Below are 25,051 nucleotides of genomic sequence, written 5' to 3'. Positions count from 1 at the left end.
GAACATAATTATAATACGGTAATACTCAGGCTGTCTCGCATGCGTTTATAATTACGCAAACGGGGCAGCTTTTCCTATATTATGATATAAAGCATAAACAAATAAAAAATTAAAGCATAAGCAGAAGTAACCTTTTCCTCCAATCAGGGCACTTAAAGATAAATACATCAAGCAGCAAGCGCACAGGAAGGAGCAAAACATATTGAAGACATGGATCGATGGAGCACTCCAGGGGCAAGCCGAGGCTTATGAGCAACTGGTGACGCAATTTAGCGGGATGGCACTGGCTGTTGCTTATCAAAAATTAGGGGATACGTTCCTGGCCGAAGATGTGGTACAAGAGGCATTCACGGAGGCCTTTGCAAATTTGTCCAAACTGGACAAACCTGATGCTTTTCCCGGGTGGTTCAAAGTCATCGTGGAGAGACAGTGTTACCGTCTAATGAGGCGTAAGCAGCATGGCACCGTCCCGGTCCTGGAGATTGAGGATGTAATTCAGGAAGAGAATCAGGCTCATAATCCTGAAGAACAGGCTTTGAAAGGAGAGGTGCATCGCCTCCTGCAAGATTCGATTTCCAATTTGCCAACTTCCATGCAGCTTGCTGTTGAACTGTTTTATTTTCAGGGCTACTCGCTCAAGGAAATGTCGGAATTTCTCGGGGTTAATGTTCCGGCTCTGAAGAAACGGTTGTATGATGCCAGATCCAGGCTCAGACGTTCATTGCCTGTGGCGGATGTGATTTCAGTATTTAGTGATCTATACGAAGGAGGAAAAGGAATGCTTCACATTATGAATGGTGACCATGCGGCAGATCGATTAAGACAAAGCGGGATTCAAGGTGAAATTTTGGTCTGGCGAGAGCTTTATACATTTGGACCAATAACAAGAAATATGAGGAATGAGAAGGATCGAAGTGAACGAGCACAATATTTGGAGCATCACTTGGGTATTCCACAGACTGAATACTTGAAAATCAAGGAACTTGAGCAGACACTTAAGTCATTCCATCAGCACGAAGAGATCGTCCTGTGGTTTGAGTATGACCTCTATGATCAGGCAATGCTATCGTACTTGCTGCACTATTTCAGGGAACAGGACCTGAAGAATACAAAGCTGAATCTGTTATGCATCGATAACTATCCAGACATAGAACATTTTCGGGGACTTGGGCAACTCACACCCTCACAGATTGGACGTTTATCAGGTACCTGGCACGTGATGGGGGCGGAGGAAATCCAGGCTGGCAGCGAGTTTTGGGCAGCGTATGCATCATCTGACATTCAGGATCACAAGGACTACTTGCTAAAAAATACATCGGTGCTCCCTTTTGCACATGCTGCATTCAAGGCCCACCTGTCCCGTCTGCCTTCTGTATCGAACGGACTGGGCATAATTGAGCAATCGACACTGGAGGCTATAAGAGAGGGCGTGAATAGTCCTTATCCATTGTTCAAGCATGTTGGAGACCAATTGCATATCTTGGGAATGGGTGATCTGGAGTACTGGGCTCATCTGAAGAGAATGACAGAGGAACCACATGCTTTACTTCAATTAAGCGGTGTACAAGCTTTTCCTAACTTCCAGCAGCATCATGATGAATTTCGTCACGCTGTCTTGTCTTTGACCGAACTCGGTATTCAGGTGCTGAATGGAGAAGTAGACTGGGCACTATTAAGACATGATACTTCTTATACTTCCTGGATTGGTGGTCTTCAGATAGGTGAAGAGGAAGACAAACTGTGGCGCTGGGATACCGTTAATGGGAACGTAGTGATCCTATAGAGAATGCGATGGCATCAGAAATAAAATAAAAGCAGTAGAAGCAGTAGAGGGGTAATTGCTTAGCTAACGTGCCAGCTAATCCTCATCATCCATAAAATCATAAAAAAAGAGTATCCCGCCATGCCTGAGCATGAGCTAGGATACTCTTTTGTTAGTTCAACCTTTATTCTACTTGGCCGCATCCAACTTCAATGCAGTTACCATCTTACGGAACACATCCGTATTATCGAGATAGCCGGAGAACAGGTGGGACCCTGGTCCTGAGGCGTTGATTGGTACATCGTCGAATGTGTGGACTTCCTGGCCTTCATCATGAGGCAGGTTACCCGTGTAGTGAACACCGTCCGGGTCTTTGTCCGGGTTAGCGATATACCATGCCTTGTCTTTGACGTTAGGGTCCTGGATGGTAGGACTGATTGGCACCGGATTAGCGAGATAATCCTCATTGTTATCCGGCATATTGCCCCAGCCAACAGCGATCTTCCACTCGGAATCCGGATTGTCCGGGAATCCATCTCCGTTTGCATCCACATACGTCGGGAACTTGGAATCAGCATATGTGCCGATCAATTCACGGAGTTCGTCACCCGATTTACCTTTGGCGGCTTCCGTGTTATACGTTCCGTTTAGAGTAAGGGAATGACCGTGGTCGGATGTGACGATAACGAGCGTATCCGGGTGTTTCTTCGCATATTCCTTAACCTGACCAACCGTTTGATCGAATTCAATTGCATCCCATACGGAGCGTTCAAAATCCATCGTGTGAGCCTGTTTATCAATCGATGCACCTTCGACCATCAGGAAAAATCCGTTTTTGTTCTGTTCCAGCACTTGAAGGGCTGTGTCAGTCATTTCCATCAACGTTGGCTGATCAGTATCCTTGCCCACAATTTCTGCATTGTTAGGCTGAGTATACTCCCGGTCATAATATACGTTCATGTTGCCTTTGCGGAATAATCCAAGCAATGATTTGGTAGAGGCAGACTTGTCCAGATTTGTTGCATCTGTCACGTAGGTATATCCTTCTTTTTTGAACTCCTCCACAATATTACGTCCATCTTTGCGTTTTCCGCCGTCAGCTGCTGGAAGGAACCACTCCAGACCACCGCCAAGAATAACATCCGGTCGATTGGCTTCATTCAGATACATGCTCGCAATCGCTTCTTGCTCCCCGCGCTTACGTGTATGTACAGCCATTGCAGCAGGTGTCGCATCTGTCACATCCGCAGTCGTTACAAGGCCGGTAGCCATGCCACGTGTCCGCTTCACCAGCTCAACGATGTTTTCCACCTTCGGATCGTCAAAAGGGTCTGGTGTATTGTCCGGGTAGACACCCTCGGCATTGACGGCCGTTTTGTGACCAGTTGCATAAGCGGAAGCACTATTGGCTGAATCGGTGACGATCGAATCCATGCCAGAGGTGGTGACCATGCCCATGGCATCCATTTGTTCCATCTCCAGCCAACCCTTGAATTTGCCTTCGTTAATACCCTTGGATACAACACGAGCGGCGGTGCGAATATTGGCACTCATGCCATCGCCAATCATTAGAACGACATTTTTGGCTTGCTCACCGTTTGTCAGTGTCGCCGTGTCTATGGAAGGATCGAACACTTGGTATACGACCCGTGAATATGTACGCTTGCCTGTAGCCGTCGTCTCGGCGGTTACCACAATGGAATCACTTTCTTTGAAGGCAACATCCCGTATGGTGTATTCTGTGCTCAGTTCGGTACTGCTTGTCCACGTTCCGGACTTGCCGAAGTATTTGTCCGGTGACAAGCCATTAACCTGGATTTTAATGTCTTTCGATTTTAACTTGGCACCGTTCAATTCAACTCGGAAATCGAGCTTCTGGCCTGCCAGAATCTGAGCGCGGTCAATAGGTAAAATGGTAAATGCGGCAGGGGCCGTCTGTTGCTGGGCAGATACGGGTTCAGCATTGACCTGCCAAGGCACTGCTGTAATTGCAACAGCCGCACTAAGTAGTAGAGCATTCCATTTCATAGCATGATGACTTTTCATGAACATACCTCCGAGATCAATTTGTTGTTCTATTTGGAAGTATATAGCTGAATGATTAACTGAGCGTAAGAGAAAAGTTAAACCGTAAGCAAGAAGATGCATATATTTGTTAGTAAAACGTAAAAAAAACTGCGCATTCGGTACATTTGTTAACGAAATAGCCCGTATGCATCATTTCGTTGTCATAGGACACGGATTGACTGTGTAGTGTAGAATTATATAATAAAAGAAGCATATCCTTGTTATTCGACAGAAGAAGGTGGAGGTGAATGCATTGGGAAGTTGAAACTGCATATGAGCGGCAGAATGGCAAATATCCTACATTTTCGAAGGAGGTGGACCTATTTGCCGAGGAATGACGGCGAATAGGAAGATAATTTGAGTGACCCCTTACCGAGTATATTAAATTTATTTTTAATTGCTTTGCTTGTATTGATGAATGGTTTCTTTGTCTCGGCAGAATTCGCGATGGTCAAAGTTCGTGGCAGCCGGATTGAAGCTTTAGTGGAAACAGGTAATAAAAATGCGATTTATGCTTCTAATATTGTACGCAACCTGGATGCTTATCTGTCTGCGTGCCAATTGGGCATAACGCTTGCTTCACTTGGACTCGGTTGGCTAGGAGAGCCAGCGATTGCTCACCTGTTAGAACCCATGTTTACTGCATTTGGAATGGGTCCGGTATACGTACACGGTATTTCCATTGCGATTGCTTTTGTTATTATTACGATTTTGCATATTGTACTCGGGGAACTTGCTCCCAAGACGATGGCTATCCGCAAATCAGAGACGATTACGTTATGGTCTGCGGCGCTGCTTACGTTCTTTTACAAATTAATGTATCCCTTTATATGGGCATTGAATGGTATGGCGAACAGCCTGCTGAGAGTGTTTCGCATGGCACCGGCCTCAGAGCATGACTCAGCGCATAGTGAAGATGAAATACGCATTCTGATGAAAGAAAGCAATAAGAGCGGTTTAATTGATAATACTGAATTGGCGCTTGTTGATAATATATTTGATTTTACGGCAACAACCGCCCGTGAAATTATGATTCCGCGGACGGAAATGATCTGCCTGAATGCCAATCAGTCCATGCTGGAAAATCTGGAAATTGCCAGTGAGAGCATGCGTACCCGTTATCCGGTTTATAACGGTGACAAAGACCATATTATCGGTTTTATTCACATTAAAGACCTGATGCGATCTCAGCTTACAGATACCATCTCGGTAATTCGGCCGATTCTCGCAGTACCCGATTCCACTCCGATCAGTGACCTGCTCAAGCGGATGCAGCGTAGCAAGACACAGATTGCCATCCTGATTGATGAGTACGGAGGAACCTCCGGCCTTGTAACGCTTGAAGACATCATGGAAGAGATCGTGGGCGAGATTCAAGATGAATTTGACCAGGAGCGTCCGGTGATTGAGAAAGTGGATGAGATGGAATACTCTATTGACGGGCTCATGCTGATTGAAGAGGTTAGTGAGCGCTTTGGCCTGGATATGGACCGGGCAGATTATGATACGATTGGCGGCTGGTTATACTCCAGAGTAGAGACCATCCCACCCGAAGTAGGGCAGTCGGTAGAGTATGATGGATATGTCTTTGTCATTCAAGAGACCGAACATAAGCGGATTTCGCGTGTGAATGTGATTAAGCTGGATCTGATGGTTGAAGGCGAAGGCGCTTAATCCAAAGTATTATTTTGGAGACAGGAGATTCCAGTCTATAGAGAGGCCGTACGGTGGATTATTCCATTGTGCGGCTTTTTGTTTACCCTATAATCGTAGCATGCACGGCTGCAAACAGGGTATAATGGAACGACTTTGCAAGATAGGAGAGGTTGAGATTGAGCTATCGCATTGAGGTTGGATTTACGCCTGTATTTGAATTCATGGCCAGTTTGCATACATATATTTGCCGGAAATCGCATAAAAAGATTGATTTATCCATAGCCTGGGCGCAAGAAACAGAAGGGCAGCTAACACCTGAGCTTGCTGCTGTCTTACAAAATATGAACGTGGATGATGATTGGAAATGGATGTATCTGCTTGTCTGTTTGCGAGTGGAAGCTGAGGAGCCAGAGGATTTTATTGAATGGTTTAGCCAACGAACAGTGCTTGACCTTCATGACATTTTTAGTCGGTACAGTTTCCCTTATACGGATGATATCGCTGCTTTCCAGACCAAGATGACCTATGTCTTAACCGGCTGGAATGAGCAATATTTTCGTTTGCTTGATCCCGCCATCTTGCAGCATCTGCGCCAGGAGGTTCTGAACCGCAAGGAACAGTTAAATCAATCTCCCCAGAAAGAGGTACTCGACGATGCGACCAACGGGTTGATGTTCCGGGACATGAAGGGGCTGGATAGACTACTGCTTGTGCCACAATTTCATTTTCAACCGCTAAATGTCATCCTGCATTTTGGGGATACTCTGCTGTGCCATTATTCCTCCAGATTGTATATGGGAGATCACGAATATATTCCGACCCATCATTTGCGTGTGATTCGCAGCTTGGGAGAGAAGAACCGACTGAAAATCATGCGTTTTCTGCATCAGGGACCACGTTCGTTCATAGAAATTGTTCGTCACTTGAAGCTCTCCAAAGGAATTACTCATGACCATCTTTCCAAGCTTCGTGGAGCAGGGTTGGTCTATGCGCATTTTGAAGGAGAGAGCCTGGTTGAGTATTCACTTCGTCTTCATGCACTGGAGCAAATTTTACCGAATGTCATGAATTATTTGGAGCAATAACGTTTATCAAAATGTGGTTTTTAGAAAAAAAGTATTCCTCTGATACAGCCGTATGTTTGTTGTGGTCGAACTGAAATTTATTCAGTAAATCCGCGCAAAACATACGGCTATTTTATCGCTTTAAAGTGGATATTAATGGGTTTAATATAAATATTTTTTTGTGGTTCTCTATTTACAGAACCAAATGCGGTTCTTATAATAGGGCTTATCGAACTTATACCTTACTAATTTCATAGGAATTATATATATTCTGGATTATTTCGGGAATTAGGAATGGCTGAGCGAGAAAAATATGGATCATTTATGAATTGGGGAGGATTTTATGAGAGTGAAAGGTTTATCCGTGGCATCGTTAATCATCAGTAGTGCGATTGTGTTATCGGCATGTGCTGGAGGTGGGGGAGCAGAGACCACTATTGCTGGAAGCGGGACAACAAATTCGGGCACACAAGCGACTCCGGTTTCAGCAGCACTGGATGCACCCTTTCAGGCAACGGACCTGAATCAATTACCTGAGACGGCAAAAAAACGAACGGATACGGTGATTGTGGGACTTACGGATCCCAGTGGGGCTTTCACACCGTACTTCCATCAGAGTGGATATGATGGCAACGTTGCTTCATTGCTATTTGCTTCACTTGTGACCGTAGATGAGAAAGGATTGCCTGTTCCTGATCTTGCTGAAAGCTGGGATGTGTCAGACGATCAGCGTACATACACGTTTCATCTGAGAAAAGATTCCAAGTTCAGTGACGGCTCCGCGCTCACCGCAGATGATATTGCTTTTACATGGACCATTCTGCATGACAAGTCGTATGACGGTGGATTCGATATTTTCTCCACCAAGGTGAAAGGCGGTAAAGCGTATACCAAAGGAAAGGCAGATCACATCGAGGGTATTAAGGTCATTGATCCGTTAACGATCTCGGTCACGCTGGAACAGCCCAACGCAACTGCTCTGCTTACATTGGGCTCAGAGGTGTTATCCAAAGCCTACTACGGCAAAGACTATCAATTCGGCAAGCTTGAATACATTAAAAATCTTCATGCAACACCTGTAGGCAATGGTCCTTATAAACTCGAAAAGTTCATTCCGGGTCAGGAAGTACGATTCGTTGCCAACGAATTCTACTATAAGGGCAAACCGAAAACCGAGCACTTCATATATAAAACATCGGAAGGAGACACCTGGCAGTTTATTGAGACCGGAGAGATCGACTTCACTTCGTTCACGGCTACCCAGGAGAATATCGATAAGCTGAAAAATATCCCATACCTTAACCTTCTACCTTACACACCAAGTACATACGGATATTTACAGCTTAATCTGGAGCATGAACAGCTTCAGGAAAAAGAAGTACGGCAAGCCATCACCTATGGCCTGGATCGTCAGTCCATCTATGTGGACGCCAACCAAGGGGCAGGGGCTGTTGCCAACATCCCGACTTCACCTATTTCCTGGTCATATACGGAAGAAGGTATTAATCCATATGCCTATGATCCGGACAAAGCCAATCAATTGCTGGACGACGCAGGTTGGGTGCCTGGAGCGGATGGCATCCGTGAGAAAAACGGGAAGAAGTTGTCCCTGCATTTCCTCGGAACGAAGAGTCCGGCCACGGATATCTTCATTGCGGTGGCCAAAGAAAACTTTGAAGCGATTGGCGTGCAGTTCCAGCCGGAAGTCTTCGCTGATTTCAACTCGCTTGTTTCCAAAGTGGAGGGTGGCGATTACGATGTAGCTTCCTTCTCTACACCGATGTTAACGGATCCTTCTGACGGTGTACTGCAATTTGTGGATGGTGAGCTGAAGGGCTACGACAATCCCAAAGTGAAAGAGCTGTACAACAAAGGTCTGGCTACGACAGACATTGAGGAGCGTAAGACAGTATACAAAGAGCTGTACCAGTTGCTCAACGATGAGCTGCCTGTCATTTTCACCAGTTACAAAAAAACAGTCTACGCCTATAACGGTCGGATCGATGGACTCTCTGTCAGTCCATACCGCGGGATTGCAACCAGCTTGCCGGAATGGTCTCTGAAATAAGCGGTGGTATGAATCAAGAAACATCAATACCGAAATAAACAAAACGTCCCTTGTGTTTGCGATGTCGCAGATGCAGGGGACGCATTGATAAGGAGCCTGATATGAGCACTTACATTGTGAAACGGATGACATATATGGTTCTTATTTTGCTGGCCGCTTCCGTTCTGATCTTCAGTCTGTATGCACTTACCCCTGGCGACTACATCTCCAGCAACATTAAGCTGAGTCCTGAGCGCAAGGCCGAACTGCGAGAATTATATGGACTGGACAAGCCCGTTATCGAACGATATCTCATCTGGATGAAAAATGCTGTACACGGGGACTTCGGATATTCATTGGCACAACAAAAGCCAGTGCTCTCGCTGTTCAACGAATATATCTGGAATTCATTCCTGTTAGCTGCGGTGACCACATTCCTGACCTGGTTTATCGCGGTTATTATCGGTGTGATCGCTGCCTATAAGCAGTACTCGTGGTTCGATACCTTCGTGATGATAGGCATATTTGCAGCCATGTCCGTGCCATCTTTCTTTATCGGATTGTTTTTGATCAAACTGCTGGCGGTTGACCTAAAATGGTTGCCTCCAGGCGGCATGATGACTACAGGAAGTAATGCTACCGGTCTGGCCTATGTCAAAGAGGTGATTCAACACATGACCTTGCCTGTAATTGTTATGACTCTTCTTGGGGTAGGCTCACTTACCCGTTACTTCCGCAGCAACATGATTGATGTGATCAAGCAGGATTATATTCGCACAGCACGAGCCAAAGGTTTAAAAGAAAGCAAAGTGTTATACACCCATGCCTTGCGCAATGCTCTGTTGCCTGCGATAACACTAATTGGATTCGAGCTGCCGTCCTTATTCGGTGGTTCACTTATTATTGAGAAAATATTCAGCTGGCCGGGTATCGGCCAGTTATATATGCAGTCCTTTTCGCTACGGGATTATCCGCTGCTGATGGGCTTTACCATGTTTATCGCCATTCTGACCGTCATTGGAACGCTGCTGTCTGATGTGCTCTATCACATCGCAGATCCGCGTGTCCGTTTGCAATAAGGGGGCTATGAACATGACAATCTCTTCATCGTCTGTAACGAGAAATGCCGCAGAAGCTGCCTTACCTTCAAAGGTTCCGGCCAAGTCTTCTTTATGGAAATTGTCGATCCGAAGACTGCTCAAGAACAAACTTGCTGTTGGCGGATTCATCGTGGTTTTGTTGATGTTTGTTGCTTGTTTCATTGGACCGCTGTTCTCACCATATACCGATAACAAGATCAATATGACAGCGATGAAACAAGGTCCCGGCATTCATCACTGGCTTGGTACGGATGCGCTTGGTAGGGATGTGCTTACCCGTGTGCTGATGGCTGGTCGTATCTCGCTCACTGTTGGTTTGGCTTCCATGGTTCTATCCGTATTTATCGGCTCCTTGCTTGGAGCCATCGCCGGATATTATCGTGGCATTGTTGATCAGGTCATTATGCGGATTGCCGACTTGCTGCTTACGATCCCGGGATTGCCGCTGCTGTTCATTTTCGGCGCGTTGTTATCGGATTGGAAGGTTCCTCCGGATTCCAGAATGTATATCGTCATGTTGATGCTCAGCTTTGTCAACTGGCCCGGTATGGCCCGAATGGTACGGGGACAGATGTTAAGCTTGCGAGAACGTGAGTTCATGCAGGCTGCTATTGTTCTTGGCTTGCGTGACCGTCGCAAACTGTTTCACCATCTTCTGCCCAATATCGTTCCGCTTCTCATCGTCATGGCGACTCTGAATATCGGAGGGTCCATTCTCAGCGAATCGGTACTTAGCTTTTTTGGACTGGGTGTCATGCCCCCAACGCCTACATGGGGCAATATGATCGATGCAGCCAACAACATGATTGATTTTCAACAGCATCCGTGGTTATGGATTCCGCCAGGGCTGTCCATTTTCGTGACCGTTATTGCGATTAACATTTTTGGTGATGGTCTTCGAGACGTATTAGATCCCAAACAGAAGAGAAGGTGAGCACGCCTCATGCAAAATATGATTGAAATTGAACAACTTGAAACTCATTTTTACTCAGAAGAAGGAAATGTCAAAGCCGTGGACGGCGTAAGCCTGAATGTACGTGAAGGGGAGACGGTGTGCATCGTTGGTGAATCAGGCTGTGGAAAAAGTGTAACCGCCATGTCGATTATGGGTTTGATCGAGGAAGCGGCAGGTAAGGTGGTTGGCGGTGCGATCCGGTTTGGTGGACGGGATCTGCTCCGTGAAAGTAAATCCTCACTGCGCGCCATCCGGGGCAATGACATCTCCATGATTTTTCAGGAACCGATGTCCTCTCTGAATCCCGTGCTGAAGATCGGTGAGCAATTAATGGAGCCGCTGATAGTACACTTGAAAATGAGTAAAAAGCAGGCTCGTGCCAGAGCGGTTGAGCTGATTGCCGAAGTTGGCATTTCACGTCCCGAACAGATTGCAAACAGCTATCCGCATGAGCTGAGTGGAGGTATGCTGCAGCGCATTATGATTGCCATTGCCATCTCATGTAACCCGAAACTGTTAATCGCGGATGAACCAACCACTGCACTGGATGTGACCATTCAAGCGCAGATATTGGATATGCTACAACACATCAAGTCCCAATCAGGAACCTCCATTCTGATGATTACGCATGACCTTGGCGTTGTAGCTGAAATGGCGGATTATGTCGTTGTAATGTATGCAGGCAAAGTGGTGGAAGAGGGGGAAGTGGTGCAATTATTTGAATCTCCCAAACATCCATATACCCAAGGATTACTACGCTCCAAGCCAATTATCAATCAACGACAGGATGAATTGTATTCGATACCCGGACATGTACCTGATCCACTGTCCTTAAAAGATTCCTGTCATTTTGCTGATCGTTGTGAGCACTGTATGTCGATATGCACCACGCAAATGCCGACGCTGAAGCAGCTTGGACCTGGTCAGAAGGCTGCATGCTTTCTGTATGAGGAGGCATTGAGTCATGTCTGAACCTCTATTGGAAATTGAACATCTCAAAACCTATTTTCCAGTGCGCAAAGGCTTATTGAATCGTACAGTAGCCCATGTGAAAGCAGTCGATGATATCAGCATCACAATCCATGAAGGCGAGACGTTTGGATTAGTGGGTGAATCCGGAAGTGGCAAGAGCACCGTTGGAAGAACGATCGTGCGATTAACGGAAAAAACGGAAGGACAGATTCGTTTTCAAGGTGTTGACTTGCATCAGTTATCTATGCAGGAAGTGCGGAAGATCCGTCCGCAGCTTCAACTTATTTTCCAGGACCCCTACAGTTCACTGAACCCGCGCATTCGCATTGGTGATGCGATCGGGGAGGCTGTATTGGATCACGGGTTGGCTACCGCAAGCGAGGTTCGTGATCTCGTCAAGGAGGTACTCGGAGCCTGCGGATTGTCATCTTATCATATTGATCGTTTTCCCCATGAGTTCTCTGGTGGACAGCGACAACGGATTGGGATTGCGCGAGCTTTGATCTTAAATCCGAAACTGATTATCGCAGATGAACCGGTATCAGCACTGGACGTGTCTATTCAGGCTCAGATTATTAACCTGTTCAGACGGCTTCAGCAAGAGCGTGGCCTTGCTTACTTGTTTATTTCGCATGATCTGAGTGTGGTGGAACATCTGTGTGACCGTATTGGAGTGATGTATCTGGGCTCCATGGTCGAGACGGCCTCCAGAGATGAGTTGTTCGGCAATCCACTGCATCCGTATACGAAAGCCATGCTATCAGCTGTACCTGTACCGATTCCCAAATTGAAACGGGAACGAATTGTGCTTAAAGGGGATATCCCCAGTCCGGTGAATCCGCCAACTGGATGCAAGTTCCATACACGTTGTCCATGGGCAGAAGATATCTGCAAGCAGCAAATTCCAGCGTATCGGAACGTTGGAGCGGATCATTTTGTAGCCTGTCATTTGGTCTGAAGCATGTGAGAGTAATTTCATATCAACGGTATCTTATGGATACGTAATGGAATTATTTAGGTTTCATCCATTCTGTATGTGTTCATTCGAAGAAGTATCAAAGTACCAAAAGACGCTGCCGACATGTAAGTCGGAGCGTCTTTTATTTTTTTGAAACCTTCTAACCACTACATCCGTTTAATACTTACACAAAATCAAATTTGGAAAATGAAGGGTGGATACATATGCGGAAATTAAGAATAACGTCCATGCTGAAAGTCATGATTGTTGCAGCACTAACGGCACCCATAATTCTTGCGCTACCAACCGAAGAGGTTGCTGTTGCCAGTCCAAGTATCCAGCCTCACGCGCTTACTCCACCGCCACCGCCTTTGGAACCAAGTATTCATGCACTGACTTCCCCAAAATATATTTATCAGGCAGAGGGGACGGTTACACCTGGAGGGGGGCTGACTGCGGTTGTAAATACAACAACAACAACTTTCTCGGAAATGAAATCGCTGCAAGTCGATTATCGACTTGAACGCTGGACGGGATCGGCCTGGATTCTCTATCAATCCGGTTCCAAGAAGAAAACCCAAACGCAGACCCTGAATGCCCAATCGAGCTGGACCGTGATAACCGGCTATTACTATCGAGTCGTCAGTCTTCACACGGCCGATGATGGGGTCAAGCCTGAGACGACAACACATATTTCAAGCAATGTATTATTTTAATTTACTTGCGAGTACTACCTGGAAATTTTTGTTCCTGCAGGTCGTTGGCAATGGCAGTCATCTCTTCTTCCGAGACGGTTCCGAATAAGCTCATATTGACAGAACCCATCATCCATTGAAAGGTGTTATAGGGGGGACCGAGGTACATAAATGCATCGCTGCCATCAGCCAATTTGACGATACTTGTTTCGCGAAGCATGGGCCCCTCAATGATCTGACCAGGCGAAACATAGGCATAATCAAACTGAATGACTTCTTCTTCACCATTTTTGCCTTCGCCGCTATAACGAACCCTCATTCGTTGAGATTCGTAATAATCTTCCGGATTGACGGGATTGAGGGTATCCAGCATGAGCTCAAATTTGATCTTTGTAAACCGCTCGGGAATCGCTTTTGATAACAAAAAATCACCCATAAATCCCGAGCGTGCTATTTCCTTGGTTACAACAATAGGTTCAAGTAAATGTGATGTCTCATAGAAGGGGAGAACAATATCTTCATCCTCTTCTGGTTCGTCTCCAGAATAGAATTTGGGAGCTTCATTAACTCCTCGTTCAGGAGGTGGAGGGGTCTTAGCTGTCGACGGATCAGCGCCCAAATGAGTAGTACGATCCTCAATAACAATGGATTTCATCCCATTGCCCCATTCCTTGATCGATTGTACAAAAGGGGAGACGGCTTGCGTCCCGGTAGGCATACTGAAGATGACGGCGCCGATGGTCACGGACGCAGCCACAATAACAGATAAACGTATGGTGCGCATTCTTTTCTTGCGTGCGCCAACCCGGGAAATTTCCTTTTGAACTCGGAGCCAGGATTGACGCATAGGTTCGGTGTTGGAAGCAGGGGTGGCAGATGCAGCCTGATGGAAGGCTTCGTCAAAAGCCATATCAAACGCGGCATCGAAAAAATCGTCTTCCAGCTCTGAATCGAATGAATCAATATGCTTATCGGATTTGCCTTTGCTCAATACTTCCACCCCATTCCTTATGTAATTTCTTTTTGATACTTCCGCGGGCTCTGAACAAACGTTGCTTCACAATTTCTTCGGATGTATCAAGCAGATCGGCCATTTCCCGATAGGAAAGACCCTCTTTCCAGCGTAGCTCCACAAGAACACGGTATTCCGGCTTAAGCTGTTCCAGATAGAATTCGATGGATTCCTGCATCATTTGAGTCTCCACCGTGCTCTCCACGGAAGCGGCCGTCTGATTAATTGTCTCCATATCTATAAAAACACTATCCGTATCCAGTTGGTTACGGTTATTTTTATTTTTTCTCAGATAATTAATGGCGGTATTCCGTGTGACAACCTTCAGCCATGCTTTCAGTTTGACTTCGTTGTCGAAGAGAGGTTTGTTTTTAATGATTTTAATAAAAGCTTCCTGAATGATATCTTCTGCTGCTGCACGTTCTTTGATGATGTAAACGATGAGACCATGTACCATATTATAGTATTCGTAGTACACTTCTTCTTGAAGCTGCGGGCCCAAATTATGGAAATCTGAGGCTAAGAGTAATTGGAGCCGATTGGCCATGATGTTCTCCTTTCTGGTGAACAATCCACAAACATTGGTATCATTTCATTTTACAACATTATATGGAAGCGATACAATGGGAGGTTAGTCTGACAGAAGCGGAAAAAGTATAGCCGAAATAGAAAGAGGCCGCCTCACTAACCACTAAATCATGGTCAGTAGGGCAGCCTCTATGAGTTACTTAATAATCGCAGAATAACAGGTACAAATGGCTTAGAAAGCCCAGTCACCGTTCAGGAAGATGGCTTCACGCTCACCATTCGCTGTCACGCCATAAATATTCGTTTCCGGCGATCCCATCATGAAGTCTACGTGAGTAATGCTGGAGTTCATGCCGCGAGCTGCAAGCTCCTCGGTTGACAAGGTTTTGCCACCATCGATATTGAAGGCATAGGAACTACCGATAGCGAGGTGACATGAAGCATTCTCATCATATAGCGTTGTGTAATAGAGAATACCACTTTCCGAGATTGGAGAATGGAAGGGCACCAAAGCGACTTCACCGAGATAATGGGAACCTTCATCCATATTGATGAGTCTTTCTAGTGTATCTTGACCTTCTTCGGCGTGGAAATCAATGATGCGTCCTTTTTCAAACGTAAGAGAGAAGCGATCAATGATACTTCCGCCATAACTGAGTGGTTTGGTGCTGGACACTTTACCGTTCACCCCAAATTTGGCTGGTGCTGTGAATACTTCCTCTGTCGGGATGTTGGCCACAAAACGAGTGCCTTGTTCATTAATGCTGCCCGCTTGCGCCCAAATGTGCCCTTCAGGAAGATCAACGGTAAGGTCGGTTCCCGGTGAGACAAAATGCAGAGTTTTATATTTTTTGCTGTTCAGGGCAACTGCTTTGTGCTCCAAACGCTCAATATGCTGCTCCCAAGCCGCTACAGGATCTTCCAGATCAGCTCTTACAGCAGAAAAAATGGCTTCCCAGAGCTGTTTCATCTGCTCAGCAGGGGGAAGGTCAGGGAATACTTTGGCGGCCCAATCCGGCGAAGGACAGGCTACTCCTGTCCAGCTCATTTTGTCTGCCTGCTGATACTGACGATATTTGGACATCGCCTGACCGTATGTACGCTGATGAGTGGAAATGCGTTCTGGATCGATGCCTTTTAGCAGGTCCGGGCTGGATGACAATACGGTCAAGAACGCAGCATTGTTCGCTGCCAGCTCCTCAAGCTCAGCGGCATGCCATTTCGGTGCATCTTGGAAGGAGTCCTCAGGGGCCATTTCAAACCGCAGTCGATTGACAGTTTCGTCTCCATATTTGATGATAACTTTCTTTGCTCCGGCCTCGTAGCCTTTGCGCACCAACAAACGCACGAATTCAGCTGTATCAATCATCGCGCTGATAACGAAGATTTGTCCGGGCTGAACGTTGGCTCCAACTTTTACAGCCAGTTCAGCATAACGATCCAGTTTTTGTTCAAAACTCAACATATCAAGTTCCTCCATATCATGAATGCCCCGCATACGCAGGAAAAGAGAGGAGTGACCCTCTCTCTCATTTACACTATTTTAAATTAGAAAGCCCAGTTGCCTTGAAGGAAGATTGGCTCTTCACTACCTTCAGAAGTAACACCGTGAATGTTCATTTCTCCTGATCCAATCATGAAATCCACATGAGTGAGACTGGAGTTCATGCCATGGCTGATCAATTCCTCTTTGGACATCGTTTTGCCGCCTTCCAGACAGAAGGCATAGGCGTTCCCGATAGCCAAATGGTTGGATGCATTTTCATCAAAGAGGGTGTTGTAGAACAAAATATTCGTGTCTGAAATTGGCGATTGATGTGGAACGAGAGCTACTTCACCCAGATAATGTGCGCCTTCATCCATTTCAATCAAGCTTTTCAATGAATCGAGTCCTTGTTCGGCAGTATAATCGACAATTCGGCCATTTTCGAAAGTGATGGAGAAGCCGTCGATCAGGTTGCCGCCATAGCTCAGTGGCTTGGTGCTGCGAACTGTTCCGTTAACTCCAGTTTTCAGTGGAGCTGTGAACACTTCCTCTGTAGGCATATTAGCAACGAAGACATGTCCCTGCTCATTGATGCTACCACCGGATACCCACAGATGTCCTTCAGGAAGCTCTATTGTCAGGTCTGTGCCAGGTGCAGTATAGTGAAGCTTTTTGTATTTTTTCTCGTTAAGCAGATCTGCACGGGAGTCGAGATTCAGCAAATGTGTTTTCCATTCTGCGACAGCATCCTGCTCACCGATACGAACGGTTTTGAAGATGACATCCCATAATTTATCAATTTGCTGCTGTGCCGGAAGATCAGGGAATACTTTGGCCGCCCATTCAGGGGAAGGAACGGCCACAATGGACCAGCTGAATTTGTCTGCCATCTGATAGGAACGATATTTCTCCATCGCTTTACCACGAACTTTCTGACTAGTCACGATGCGTTCTTGAGGAACGCCTGCAAGCAGATCCGGATTTTCTGCAATAACATGCAGAATGGCGGCACCTTCTTCTACGAGTTCAGTCATTTCTCCTGCAAACCATTTTGGTTCAATGGAGAAGGATTCTTCTGGTGCGAGATCATAATGAAGACGTGTAATAACCTCATCGCTCCAGTTTACTTTGACCAGCTTGGCACCTGTGCCATAAGCAGCTTTGACGATTAGGCGTACAAAATGTGCTGCCGAGATTGGTGCGTTCACGACGAGAGTCTGCCCAGGATGGACATTAACACCGACTTTGACAGCCAGTTCGGCATATTGTTGTAAATTCGTTTCAAAATTGTTCATGCTATTTTTTCCTCCTGTTTGGTATAATGTCGTAGCTGTTTGTTATTATAGTCCTCATTACAGGTATGTAAGGAGTCAGAATGGTTCCCTCATTGAATAAGGTATACGTTGCTACGATATATATTGTACAATTAACCAATAATAATTACCAAACTAGGTTTACCATAAATTGTGGAGACCTGCAACTGAAGAGAGATTAAAGGAGAGAACGATTGTGAATATTGAGATTATTCGTGCAGAGATGCGTCGTGAAGATGAGAAGAATTATGTAGGTAATACGGTTTTTCGTGCAGAGGGCGAAAAGTCAGTTTATGAGATTACGTTTATGAGCAAGAACGGCAAGGATTGGGACTATAGTCTGCATTTCACTGAACAATCCGGTGATGAAGATGAATTGTTGCGTATGGACGAGCTGCTGGAAAACGATGACGATATGTACAATCAGCTGCTTGATGCGGCACTGGACGCTTTCCCGGCATAATAGGATCGAAAGGTTCTTGTTCTAATATGGAATGTAGCTGATTATACTAGACGGTGTATGCCTGAAACAGGGCGTCCACCGTCTATTTTATTGGGAATAAGGAATAGTTACTCCAGAAAAGGGAAGTCTATGACAGATGAATGGAACCAGAGAGACAATCCGCCTGAATGGGAGGTAACCGTGAATGGCATCTGACAATCTGATTACAGCAGGAATGACGGGACTTGAAGAAGTCGCGCACGATATCCTCAGTCTGCGTACACTGTTCGTTAATGTTGTGTTCATCGGGGAGCCTGGAAGCAGGAACTGGGTGCTCGTGGACACTGGAATGGCGAGTTTCACTGATCAGATTCTTCATGTTGCAACTGAACGCTTTCCTGGTCCACCGTCTGCGATTATTTTGACACATGGTCATTTTGATCACGTCGGGACCGTCATCGAACTGGAACAATTCTGGGGCGTCCCGGTGTACGCACACCCGCTGGAACTGCCTTATTTGACAGGTGTGAAGGATTATCCTCCGGCCGACCCTACTGTTGGTGGCGGTTTGATGGCACGGCTGTCATTTGCTTACCCTAATGAAGCTATTAATCTGGATGATCGGATATTCAGTCTGCCGGATGATCATTCCATCCCAGGTGTTTCTGGCTGGGAATGGTTGCATACACCAGGTCATACACCGGGCCATGTGTCTCTATTTCGAAAAGAAGACCGTACACTGATTGCGGGAGACGCGATCGTCACCGTGAAACAGGAATCGCTCTGGAGTGTGCTGCTTCAGGACAAACAGTTGCACGGTCCACCCGCGTATTTCACGACGGATTGGCAAGCGGCTCATCGATCAGTTCAGCATATTCGTCGACTGGAGCCCATAGTTGCTGTTACCGGGCACGGACATTCCTTAACCGGAGAAATGCTGAGAGATTCGCTGGAGCGACTCGATCTTGATTTTGAACAGACCGCCGTTCCGGATCACGGCAAATATGTGGATTGATAGAGCAGATGCCAAACATGGGTATTCCATTGAAATCTGGAATGATTCATTACGGCAGCATAAGGGGATGGAGACAGCCACGGAGCATCGTAGCTGTCTTTTTTGTCGTTCCATCATGAATTTGTTCTCTATCATAGATTGGTATTTTGTGCCCGGTCATGATATAGTCGAGCCGTATAATATAACCTTAGTATGCAGGAGGTACATATAACGATGACACAGCAAAATGCAGCTTTCGAAGAACAATTTGGAGGTATACCAGCCGTCTGGCTTCGTTTTAATCAATTCGAAGCGGCAGTTATTCCGAGTGTGGGTGCCAACCTGGTCGCTTTCCGTGATACAGAGCAGGGATTCCGTTATTTGCGTGAGCCAGACCAGGAACAGATGGATGAATTTATGGCTGCACCTGCCGTATACGGTATTCCGATTCTTTCCCCACCAAATCGCTATGAGGATGGTCGCTTCCCCTGGAATGGTGAAGTTTATCAACTACCTATAAACGAACCAGCTACAGGCAACCACCTGCATGGATTCCTGCATGATGCCGAGTGGAAGGTTGATGGGTTCGGTTCTGACGAGTTGGAGAGTTATGTTGTGCTCAGTCAGGAAGTGAAGGAAGGACATGAGTTCTACAAATACCTGCCGTTCACCTTCACAGTGACGCTCCGTTACTCGCTAAGTAGTCTGGGACTTCAGCAGCAATTGAATGTTCGGAATAACGGGAAGGAACGTATGCCGAACCTGTTCGCATTCCATACAGCCATTAGCGTACCTTTTGCACCGGAAAGCCAGGCATCCGATTACACCGCCAAAATAACGATTGGTCAGCGTCGTGAATTGAATGAACGTTCTTTACCTACAGGACAATTTCAACCGCTTACACCAGAGGAAGAGCAATTAAAGGAAGAGGGCGTTAGTCCGTTTTTTGCAGCCATGGACAACCACTACACGGCTGAACCACAGAACGGTCGCAACTATATGGAGCTTACTGATCATCGTACCGGTGACAAGCTGGTATATGATGTAGGGACTTCGTACAAGCACTGGATGATCTGGAATAACAATATGGCTGGCGGATTCTTCTGTCCTGAGCCACAGATGAACCTCGTTAACGCCCCGAATGTACAAGGCATTCCTGCTGAAGAGATCGGTCTGATTGGTCTTGAGCCGGGCGAATTATTCGAGCAAACCAGCCGTCTATATCCGATCAAAGCTCAAAAATAAATACTCAAGCACTTTGCTTCACGCTTACATTTTTGTCGAAAAGGTGAAAATTGCACAGGCAATCATGTATAATATGACAAGATACACAAGCTTTGCTCATAAAAAGCATTTTGCATAAATCCCAAAAATGACTTTGGAATCAACAGATGTAAGATGCTGTGAAGAAAAGAATGTATACGTATTTTTTTAGAGACCCAAACCATCTTTTTGGAGGAGGAAAAGCAAGTGGAATACCGCATTGAGAAAGATACGTTAGGTGAAATGAAAGTACCAGCCGACAGGCTGTGGGGAGCTCAAACGCAACGCAGTAAGGAAAACTTTCCGATTGGTCGCGAGCATATGCCGATGGAAGTCGTGCGTGCTCTTGCCATTTTGAAAAAAAGCGCTGCAGCTAGTAACCATAAATTAGGTAAATTGTCCGCTGCCAAATCGGATGCGATCGCTTATGCCGCTGATGAAATTATTGCAGGTCGGATTGATGATCATTTTCCTCTCGTGGTATGGCAGACGGGTAGCGGAACACAGTCCAACATGAACGTAAACGAAGTCATTGCCAATCTGGGTAACCAGTTGCTTGAACAAAAGGGCAAGGAAGAACGTCTGCATCCGAATGATGATGTAAATATGTCCCAAAGCTCTAATGATACATTCCCAACGGCTCTGCATGTTGCAGGAGTACTTGCTGTTGAAGATCAACTCTTGCCGGCAATCGCGGTGCTGAAATCCACTTTTGCAGACAAATCGGAAAAATTCAAAGATATTATCAAAATTGGACGTACTCATCTTCAGGATGCAACGCCAATTACACTCGGTCAGGAAATCAGTGGCTGGGAAGCGATGCTCGATAAGAGTGAACGTATGATCCGCGATAGTGTGAATTATATGAAAGAACTCGCAATTGGTGGTACAGCTGTGGGAACCGGAATTAATGCACATCCTGACTTTGGTGATTATACAGCCAAGGAAATTGGCAAGCATACCGGCAAGGATTTTGTATCCGCACCTAACAAATTCCACGCACTTACAAGTCATGATGAAGTGGTCTATGCTCACGGTGCAGTTAAAGCGCTTGCAGCTGACTTGATGAAAATTGCCAATGATGTTCGCTGGCTGGCTAGTGGCCCACGCAGCGGTCTGGGAGAGATTCGTATTCCGGAGAACGAACCGGGCAGTTCCATTATGCCAGGTAAAGTGAATCCAACTCAGAGCGAGGCGATGACCATGGTGGTTACGCAAGTCATGGGGAACGATGCTGCGATTGGCTTCGCGGCAAGTCAGGGTAACTTCGAGTTGAATGTGTTCAAACCGGTTATTATCTATAACTTCCTGCAATCTGTCCAGCTCCTTGCTGATTCCATTGTTGCATTCAATGATAAATGTGCGGTGGGTATTGAGCCTAACCTCGGCCAGATTGAACACAATTTGAATAACTCGCTTATGTTGGTTACCGCTCTTAATCCGCATATCGGATATGAGAATGCAGCCAAAATTGCCAAGCTTGCGCATAAGGAAGGACTGTCTCTGAAAGAAGCAACATTGCAGACAGGTCTGCTTACGGAAGAGCAATTCGATCAGTATGTTGATCCAGCGAAAATGATTGCCCCGAAAGCTTAATCAGTCATTATCATGCGAACTTCATTCCATAAACAAGCGACCTGCATACGCAGGTCGTTTTTTAACTCGTGCGGTTCTTGAACTAATGCTTGTCAGTATATACGTATACATATAAACTACATATGCGACTGTTTTTTTAATTGATCGGAATTGTTTATTTCATTGGAGGTTTCTGCGTTGTCGAAAAAGAGAAGATTTACGATACGCTCCAAAATTCTATTGGGCTATCTAGTGGTTGTGTTGTTATTTGGTGCCGTTTTGCTGGTGTTATCTGCCCAAATTGATGCATCGCAGAAGGAAATCGATTTTATCAGCCACCACGACCTGGAAGTGCATAACCTGACCAATGCAATTGAGAAAAATGTTCTGAATATGGAAACAGGACAGCGGGGATTCATGATCACCGGGGAAGAAAGTTATTTGGAGCCATACAACCAAGCGCTAACCCAGTGGAACTCCAATTATGCCGAACTGTATGAGCTGGTTAGTGATAACCCATCCCAGCAGATGACTCTGGAAACCATCAAAACACATATTGTCCGCTGGATTGATGTTGCCGGATCAGCCTCGGTGGCCCTAAAGAGACAAGGAGATCAGGATAAAGTCATTGAATTTTTCCATTCCGATCCAGGGAAAGGCGAAATTGATCTGTTAAGATCCGAGTTCGAGAACTTCCGCAATACAGAGTTGCGACTGACAGAAAGCCGGGTGACCGAGCTCGCAGCACGAAGCTCCACATTGCTTACCATTATGTATACCTTATGGGCTGCCGTTGCCGGACTATCTGTTGCTGCAGCGCTCGTCATTTCGGGCAATATCGTAAAGACCCTGCGTGAAGTCAAACATACCATCAGCGACATATCTCAAGGCGGCAATCTCACACAGCGTATTATTGTCCGTACACAAGATGAGGTCGGTGATTTAGGTAAAGAGACGAACTTATTGCTGGATACGGTACAGGAACAGAATCGACTTAAAGATCAGGTTGCCAGCATTGCTACACTCTTGCAGAACCCTGCAAGTTTGGAGGGACTGTCACGGTTGTTCCTAAACCAAGTCGCGATCCTGCTAGAAGCCCCTTATGGCGTGTTATATGCGATGAAAGAGAACCGTCTCATTCGTGTAGCTGCGTATGCGGCAGATGGAGAGAAAGAGCGTTCCCTCGGTAAAGTATCCGTTGCACCGGGTGAGGGATTAGTCGGTCAGAGTGCGATTGAGAAGCGAGTTTTGCAGATGAACGACTTGCCTCAAAATTATATTCGCATCTCATCGGGACTTGGTGATGCGTCAGCTGCATCACTCACGGTAGCCCCGGTGGTATTTGAAGGTAAAACGATAGCTGTAATCGAACTGGCCTCTATGAAGCAGATCGAACCAAAGGAAACAAAGTTGCTAACCGAACTGATCGAAATCTTCGGCGTCTCGCTTCATTCCACCGTAACACGCATGGAATTACAGCATTTGTATGATGAATCACAGGTGTTGAATGAAGAATTGCAGACACAATCGGAGAAACTGCAGGCACAGACCGAAGAGATGGTGTCCCAGACTGAAGAATTACATATGCAGACAGAGGAACTGCACATGTTGAACGAGCGTCTGGAAATGCAGAAAAATGCCGCTGAGACCTCTGCTAGCGAACTTGCAGAAGTAGCCGATCAGTTACGGACAAGCTCTGGTTATAAGTCTGAGTTCCTGGCGAATATGTCGCATGAACTGCGTACCCCGCTGAACAGTATGCTAATTCTGTCCGAGATTTTGGCTGAGAACAAACATCAGCACTTAAATAGTGAAGAACAGAAATATGCTTCGGTGATCCATGCATCAGGTAAGGACCTGTTGAATCTGATTAACGACATTCTCGACCTTTCCAAAGTGGAGGCTGGGGAGATGGAAGTGGATTTGGATGATGTCTATCTTGGAACCCTGCCGGAAGCGATGAATCAATATTTCCTGAAAACGGCTGAGCAAAAAGGAATTGATTTCCGGATTCAGCTTCAAAGCCCTCTGCCGGAAACGATTGTTTCCGACGAGATGCGGTTACACCAGATTTTACGGAATTTGCTATCCAATGCATTTAAATTCACCAATGAAGGGGAAGTAGCCTTAACCATCTCCAGAGTGAGTCTGTCCAATCCTGAAACGAACGGAGCAGAGACGGATGTCATAGCCTTCTCGGTTAGTGATACCGGGATTGGCATTGCGGACAACAAACTGCTGCAGATCTTTGATGCCTTCAAACAGGCGGATGGAGCCACCGCCCGAAAATACGGTGGAACTGGACTGGGACTGTCGATCTCTCAATCTCTTGCCAATCTGTTGGGAGGATCAATCTCGGCAACTAGTCGCGAAGGACAAGGAAGTGTCTTCACCTTATTCCTCCCACTTAGAAGGGAAGAGCCTGAGGTTATGCAAAACTCCAGATTGTTCTTGAACGAGGTAGCCGTGACTGCTCCTGAAACAAACAAATCCTCAGGCGAGAATTCAACAAACGTCGAGATGTTACTGACGCCACTTGAAGAATCATTATTGAATGGCCGCCAGGTTCTTGTTGTCGATGATGATATTCGAAATGTGTATGCCTTGGCAAATGCCCTTGAGCAGTATGACATGAAGGTGATTACAGCTCAGAATGGCTACGAGTGTCTGGAGATGTTAGAGAGCGGAGAAGCGAACCCGGATATTATCTTGATGGATATCATGATGCCAGAGTTGGATGGATATGAAACTACTCGCCAAATCCGTGAGAGATTAAATCTCAAAAAGCTCCCTATTATTGCTTTGACTGCCAAAGCCATGAAAGAAGATCGTGATAAATGTATTGCGGCAGGAGCCTCAGATTATATTAGCAAACCGCTCAATATGAAAGAGGTACTGTCCCGGATGAAATTGTGGTTGAGTCACGAAACATTGGGAATCTGATCCTTTCCGTTTGTAATTCAACATGTATCAACTCGAAAATAAAACCTACGCCAGTTGCGGAACGATTGCTGCAATTGTGTCATGGGTTTTATTTTTTTCTCATGTAAACTATTTAAATGAAAATGATGTTATAATACTTAACAACACTCAAGGATTATTTCAATAAAATGGTTGAAATTTAGTGTTAAACCTTTGTTTAGGTGCGGTATAAGGATATAA

The 25,051-nt window shown here is 45.9% G+C and carries 19 protein-coding genes; 14 read left to right on the top strand and 5 right to left on the bottom strand.

What is annotated here, in order from left to right; all coding sequences use genetic code 11:
* Positions 1–202: 202 nt before the first annotated feature.
* On the top strand, positions 203–1,783 hold the full coding sequence (locus G3352_RS04525) for a sigma-70 family RNA polymerase sigma factor (RefSeq protein WP_163754236.1): 1,581 nt from the start codon (positions 203–205) through the stop codon (positions 1,781–1,783).
* Between the two features lie 168 nt (positions 1,784–1,951).
* Here G3352_RS04525 and G3352_RS04520 read toward each other — a convergent pair whose 3' ends face one another.
* On the bottom strand, positions 1,952–3,808 hold the full coding sequence (locus G3352_RS04520) for an alkaline phosphatase (protein ID WP_205524700.1): 1,857 nt from the start codon (positions 3,806–3,808) through the stop codon (positions 1,952–1,954).
* A 378-nt stretch (positions 3,809–4,186) separates the two neighbouring features.
* On the opposite strand from G3352_RS04520, the gene G3352_RS04515 reads away from it, so the two are divergent.
* The 8 genes from G3352_RS04515 (at position 4,187) to G3352_RS04480 (ending at position 13,297) form a co-directional block, all read left to right on the top strand.
* The gene (locus G3352_RS04515; RefSeq protein ID WP_076288619.1) at positions 4,187–5,503 is read left to right on the top strand and encodes a hemolysin family protein; all 1,317 of its coding nucleotides are present in this window, start codon (positions 4,187–4,189) and stop codon (positions 5,501–5,503) included.
* Positions 5,504–5,661: 158 nt separating this feature from the next.
* Positions 5,662–6,570, top strand: coding sequence for an ArsR/SmtB family transcription factor (locus tag G3352_RS04510; RefSeq protein ID WP_240342928.1), 909 nt, complete (start codon positions 5,662–5,664; stop codon positions 6,568–6,570).
* Between the two features lie 322 nt (positions 6,571–6,892).
* Positions 6,893–8,617, top strand: a complete 1,725-nt coding sequence (locus tag G3352_RS04505) for an ABC transporter substrate-binding protein (RefSeq protein WP_163754233.1) — start codon at positions 6,893–6,895, stop codon at positions 8,615–8,617.
* A gap of 101 nt (positions 8,618–8,718) precedes the next feature.
* Entirely contained in the window at positions 8,719–9,675 is a 957-nt protein-coding gene (locus tag G3352_RS04500) for an ABC transporter permease (protein ID WP_063563946.1), read from the top strand.
* Between the two features lie 13 nt (positions 9,676–9,688).
* The gene (gene opp4C, locus G3352_RS04495; RefSeq protein WP_076288622.1) at positions 9,689–10,630 is read left to right on the top strand and encodes an oligopeptide ABC transporter permease; all 942 of its coding nucleotides are present in this window, start codon (positions 9,689–9,691) and stop codon (positions 10,628–10,630) included.
* Between the two features lie 9 nt (positions 10,631–10,639).
* Entirely contained in the window at positions 10,640–11,623 is a 984-nt protein-coding gene (locus tag G3352_RS04490; protein WP_163754230.1) for an ABC transporter ATP-binding protein, read from the top strand.
* Positions 11,616–12,581, top strand: coding sequence for an ABC transporter ATP-binding protein (locus G3352_RS04485; RefSeq protein WP_163754227.1), 966 nt, complete (start codon positions 11,616–11,618; stop codon positions 12,579–12,581). The genes G3352_RS04490 and G3352_RS04485 overlap by 8 nt, the downstream gene beginning before the upstream one ends.
* Positions 12,582–12,805: 224 nt before the next feature.
* Positions 12,806–13,297, top strand: a complete 492-nt coding sequence (locus G3352_RS04480) for a hypothetical protein (protein ID WP_113054691.1) — start codon at positions 12,806–12,808, stop codon at positions 13,295–13,297.
* 1 nt (position 13,298) lies between these two features.
* Here G3352_RS04480 and G3352_RS04475 read toward each other — a convergent pair whose 3' ends face one another.
* From G3352_RS04475 to G3352_RS04460, 4 genes are all read right to left on the bottom strand, one after another.
* Positions 13,299–14,267: a hypothetical protein gene (locus G3352_RS04475; RefSeq protein WP_163754224.1), complete on the bottom strand. Its 969-nt coding sequence runs from the start codon at positions 14,265–14,267 to the stop codon at positions 13,299–13,301.
* Positions 14,245–14,835 carry an RNA polymerase sigma factor gene (locus G3352_RS04470; RefSeq protein ID WP_076288627.1) on the bottom strand — a complete coding sequence of 197 codons (591 nt, stop codon included), beginning with the start codon at positions 14,833–14,835 and terminating at the stop codon, positions 14,245–14,247. Before G3352_RS04470 ends, G3352_RS04475 begins: the two co-directional genes overlap by 23 nt.
* 213 nt (positions 14,836–15,048) lie before the next feature.
* Positions 15,049–16,281 (bottom strand): aminopeptidase, encoded by a 1,233-nt coding sequence (locus tag G3352_RS04465; protein WP_163754221.1) that lies wholly within the window; start codon positions 16,279–16,281, stop codon positions 15,049–15,051.
* Between the two features lie 83 nt (positions 16,282–16,364).
* Positions 16,365–17,597 carry an aminopeptidase gene (locus tag G3352_RS04460; protein ID WP_099853969.1) on the bottom strand — a complete coding sequence of 411 codons (1,233 nt, stop codon included), beginning with the start codon at positions 17,595–17,597 and terminating at the stop codon, positions 16,365–16,367.
* Positions 17,598–17,811: 214 nt separating this feature from the next.
* Here G3352_RS04460 and G3352_RS04455 point away from each other — a divergent pair, with 214 nt between their 5' ends.
* The 5 genes from G3352_RS04455 (at position 17,812) to G3352_RS04435 (ending at position 24,832) form a co-directional block, all read left to right on the top strand.
* Positions 17,812–18,078, top strand: coding sequence for a hypothetical protein (locus G3352_RS04455; RefSeq protein WP_083678844.1), 267 nt, complete (start codon positions 17,812–17,814; stop codon positions 18,076–18,078).
* A 184-nt stretch (positions 18,079–18,262) separates the two neighbouring features.
* Entirely contained in the window at positions 18,263–19,072 is an 810-nt protein-coding gene (locus G3352_RS04450; RefSeq protein ID WP_099853967.1) for an MBL fold metallo-hydrolase, read from the top strand.
* Positions 19,073–19,285: 213 nt separating this feature from the next.
* Positions 19,286–20,296 carry an aldose 1-epimerase gene (locus G3352_RS04445; protein WP_163754218.1) on the top strand — a complete coding sequence of 337 codons (1,011 nt, stop codon included), beginning with the start codon at positions 19,286–19,288 and terminating at the stop codon, positions 20,294–20,296.
* A gap of 225 nt (positions 20,297–20,521) precedes the next feature.
* Complete coding sequence (fumC, locus tag G3352_RS04440) at positions 20,522–21,910, top strand: class II fumarate hydratase (RefSeq protein WP_163754215.1); 1,389 nt, start codon at positions 20,522–20,524, stop codon at positions 21,908–21,910.
* A 177-nt stretch (positions 21,911–22,087) separates the two neighbouring features.
* Positions 22,088–24,832: a CHASE3 domain-containing protein gene (locus G3352_RS04435; RefSeq protein WP_163754212.1), complete on the top strand. Its 2,745-nt coding sequence runs from the start codon at positions 22,088–22,090 to the stop codon at positions 24,830–24,832.
* Positions 24,833–25,051 lie beyond the last annotated feature (219 nt).

Origin of the sequence: Paenibacillus sp. ALJ109b (assembly GCF_010747435.1) — a bacterium.
Classification (GTDB): Bacteria; Bacillota; Bacilli; order Paenibacillales; family Paenibacillaceae; genus Paenibacillus; species Paenibacillus taichungensis.
Note: the sequence above shows the minus strand (reverse complement) of the source record. Positions and strands in the feature narration are given on the sequence as shown.

Excerpts from the sequence above, each read along its gene's own strand:
- G3352_RS04520 (WP_205524700.1), bottom strand. The coding sequence starts at position 3,808 with ATGAAAAGTCATCATGCTATGAAATGGAATGCTCTACTACTTAGTGCG.
- G3352_RS04505 (WP_163754233.1), top strand. The coding sequence starts at position 6,893 with ATGAGAGTGAAAGGTTTATCCGTGGCATCGTTAATCATCAGTAGTGCG.
- G3352_RS04500 (WP_063563946.1), top strand. The coding sequence starts at position 8,719 with ATGAGCACTTACATTGTGAAACGGATGACATATATGGTTCTTATTTTG.
- opp4C (WP_076288622.1), top strand. The coding sequence starts at position 9,689 with ATGACAATCTCTTCATCGTCTGTAACGAGAAATGCCGCAGAAGCTGCC.
- G3352_RS04490 (WP_163754230.1), top strand. The coding sequence starts at position 10,640 with ATGCAAAATATGATTGAAATTGAACAACTTGAAACTCATTTTTACTCA.
- G3352_RS04485 (WP_163754227.1), top strand. The coding sequence starts at position 11,616 with ATGTCTGAACCTCTATTGGAAATTGAACATCTCAAAACCTATTTTCCA.
- G3352_RS04480 (WP_113054691.1), top strand. The coding sequence starts at position 12,806 with ATGCGGAAATTAAGAATAACGTCCATGCTGAAAGTCATGATTGTTGCA.
- G3352_RS04470 (WP_076288627.1), bottom strand. The coding sequence starts at position 14,835 with ATGGCCAATCGGCTCCAATTACTCTTAGCCTCAGATTTCCATAATTTG.
- G3352_RS04465 (WP_163754221.1), bottom strand. The coding sequence starts at position 16,281 with ATGTTGAGTTTTGAACAAAAACTGGATCGTTATGCTGAACTGGCTGTA.
- G3352_RS04460 (WP_099853969.1), bottom strand. The coding sequence starts at position 17,597 with ATGAACAATTTTGAAACGAATTTACAACAATATGCCGAACTGGCTGTC.
- G3352_RS04450 (WP_099853967.1), top strand. The coding sequence starts at position 18,263 with ATGGCATCTGACAATCTGATTACAGCAGGAATGACGGGACTTGAAGAA.
- G3352_RS04445 (WP_163754218.1), top strand. The coding sequence starts at position 19,286 with ATGACACAGCAAAATGCAGCTTTCGAAGAACAATTTGGAGGTATACCA.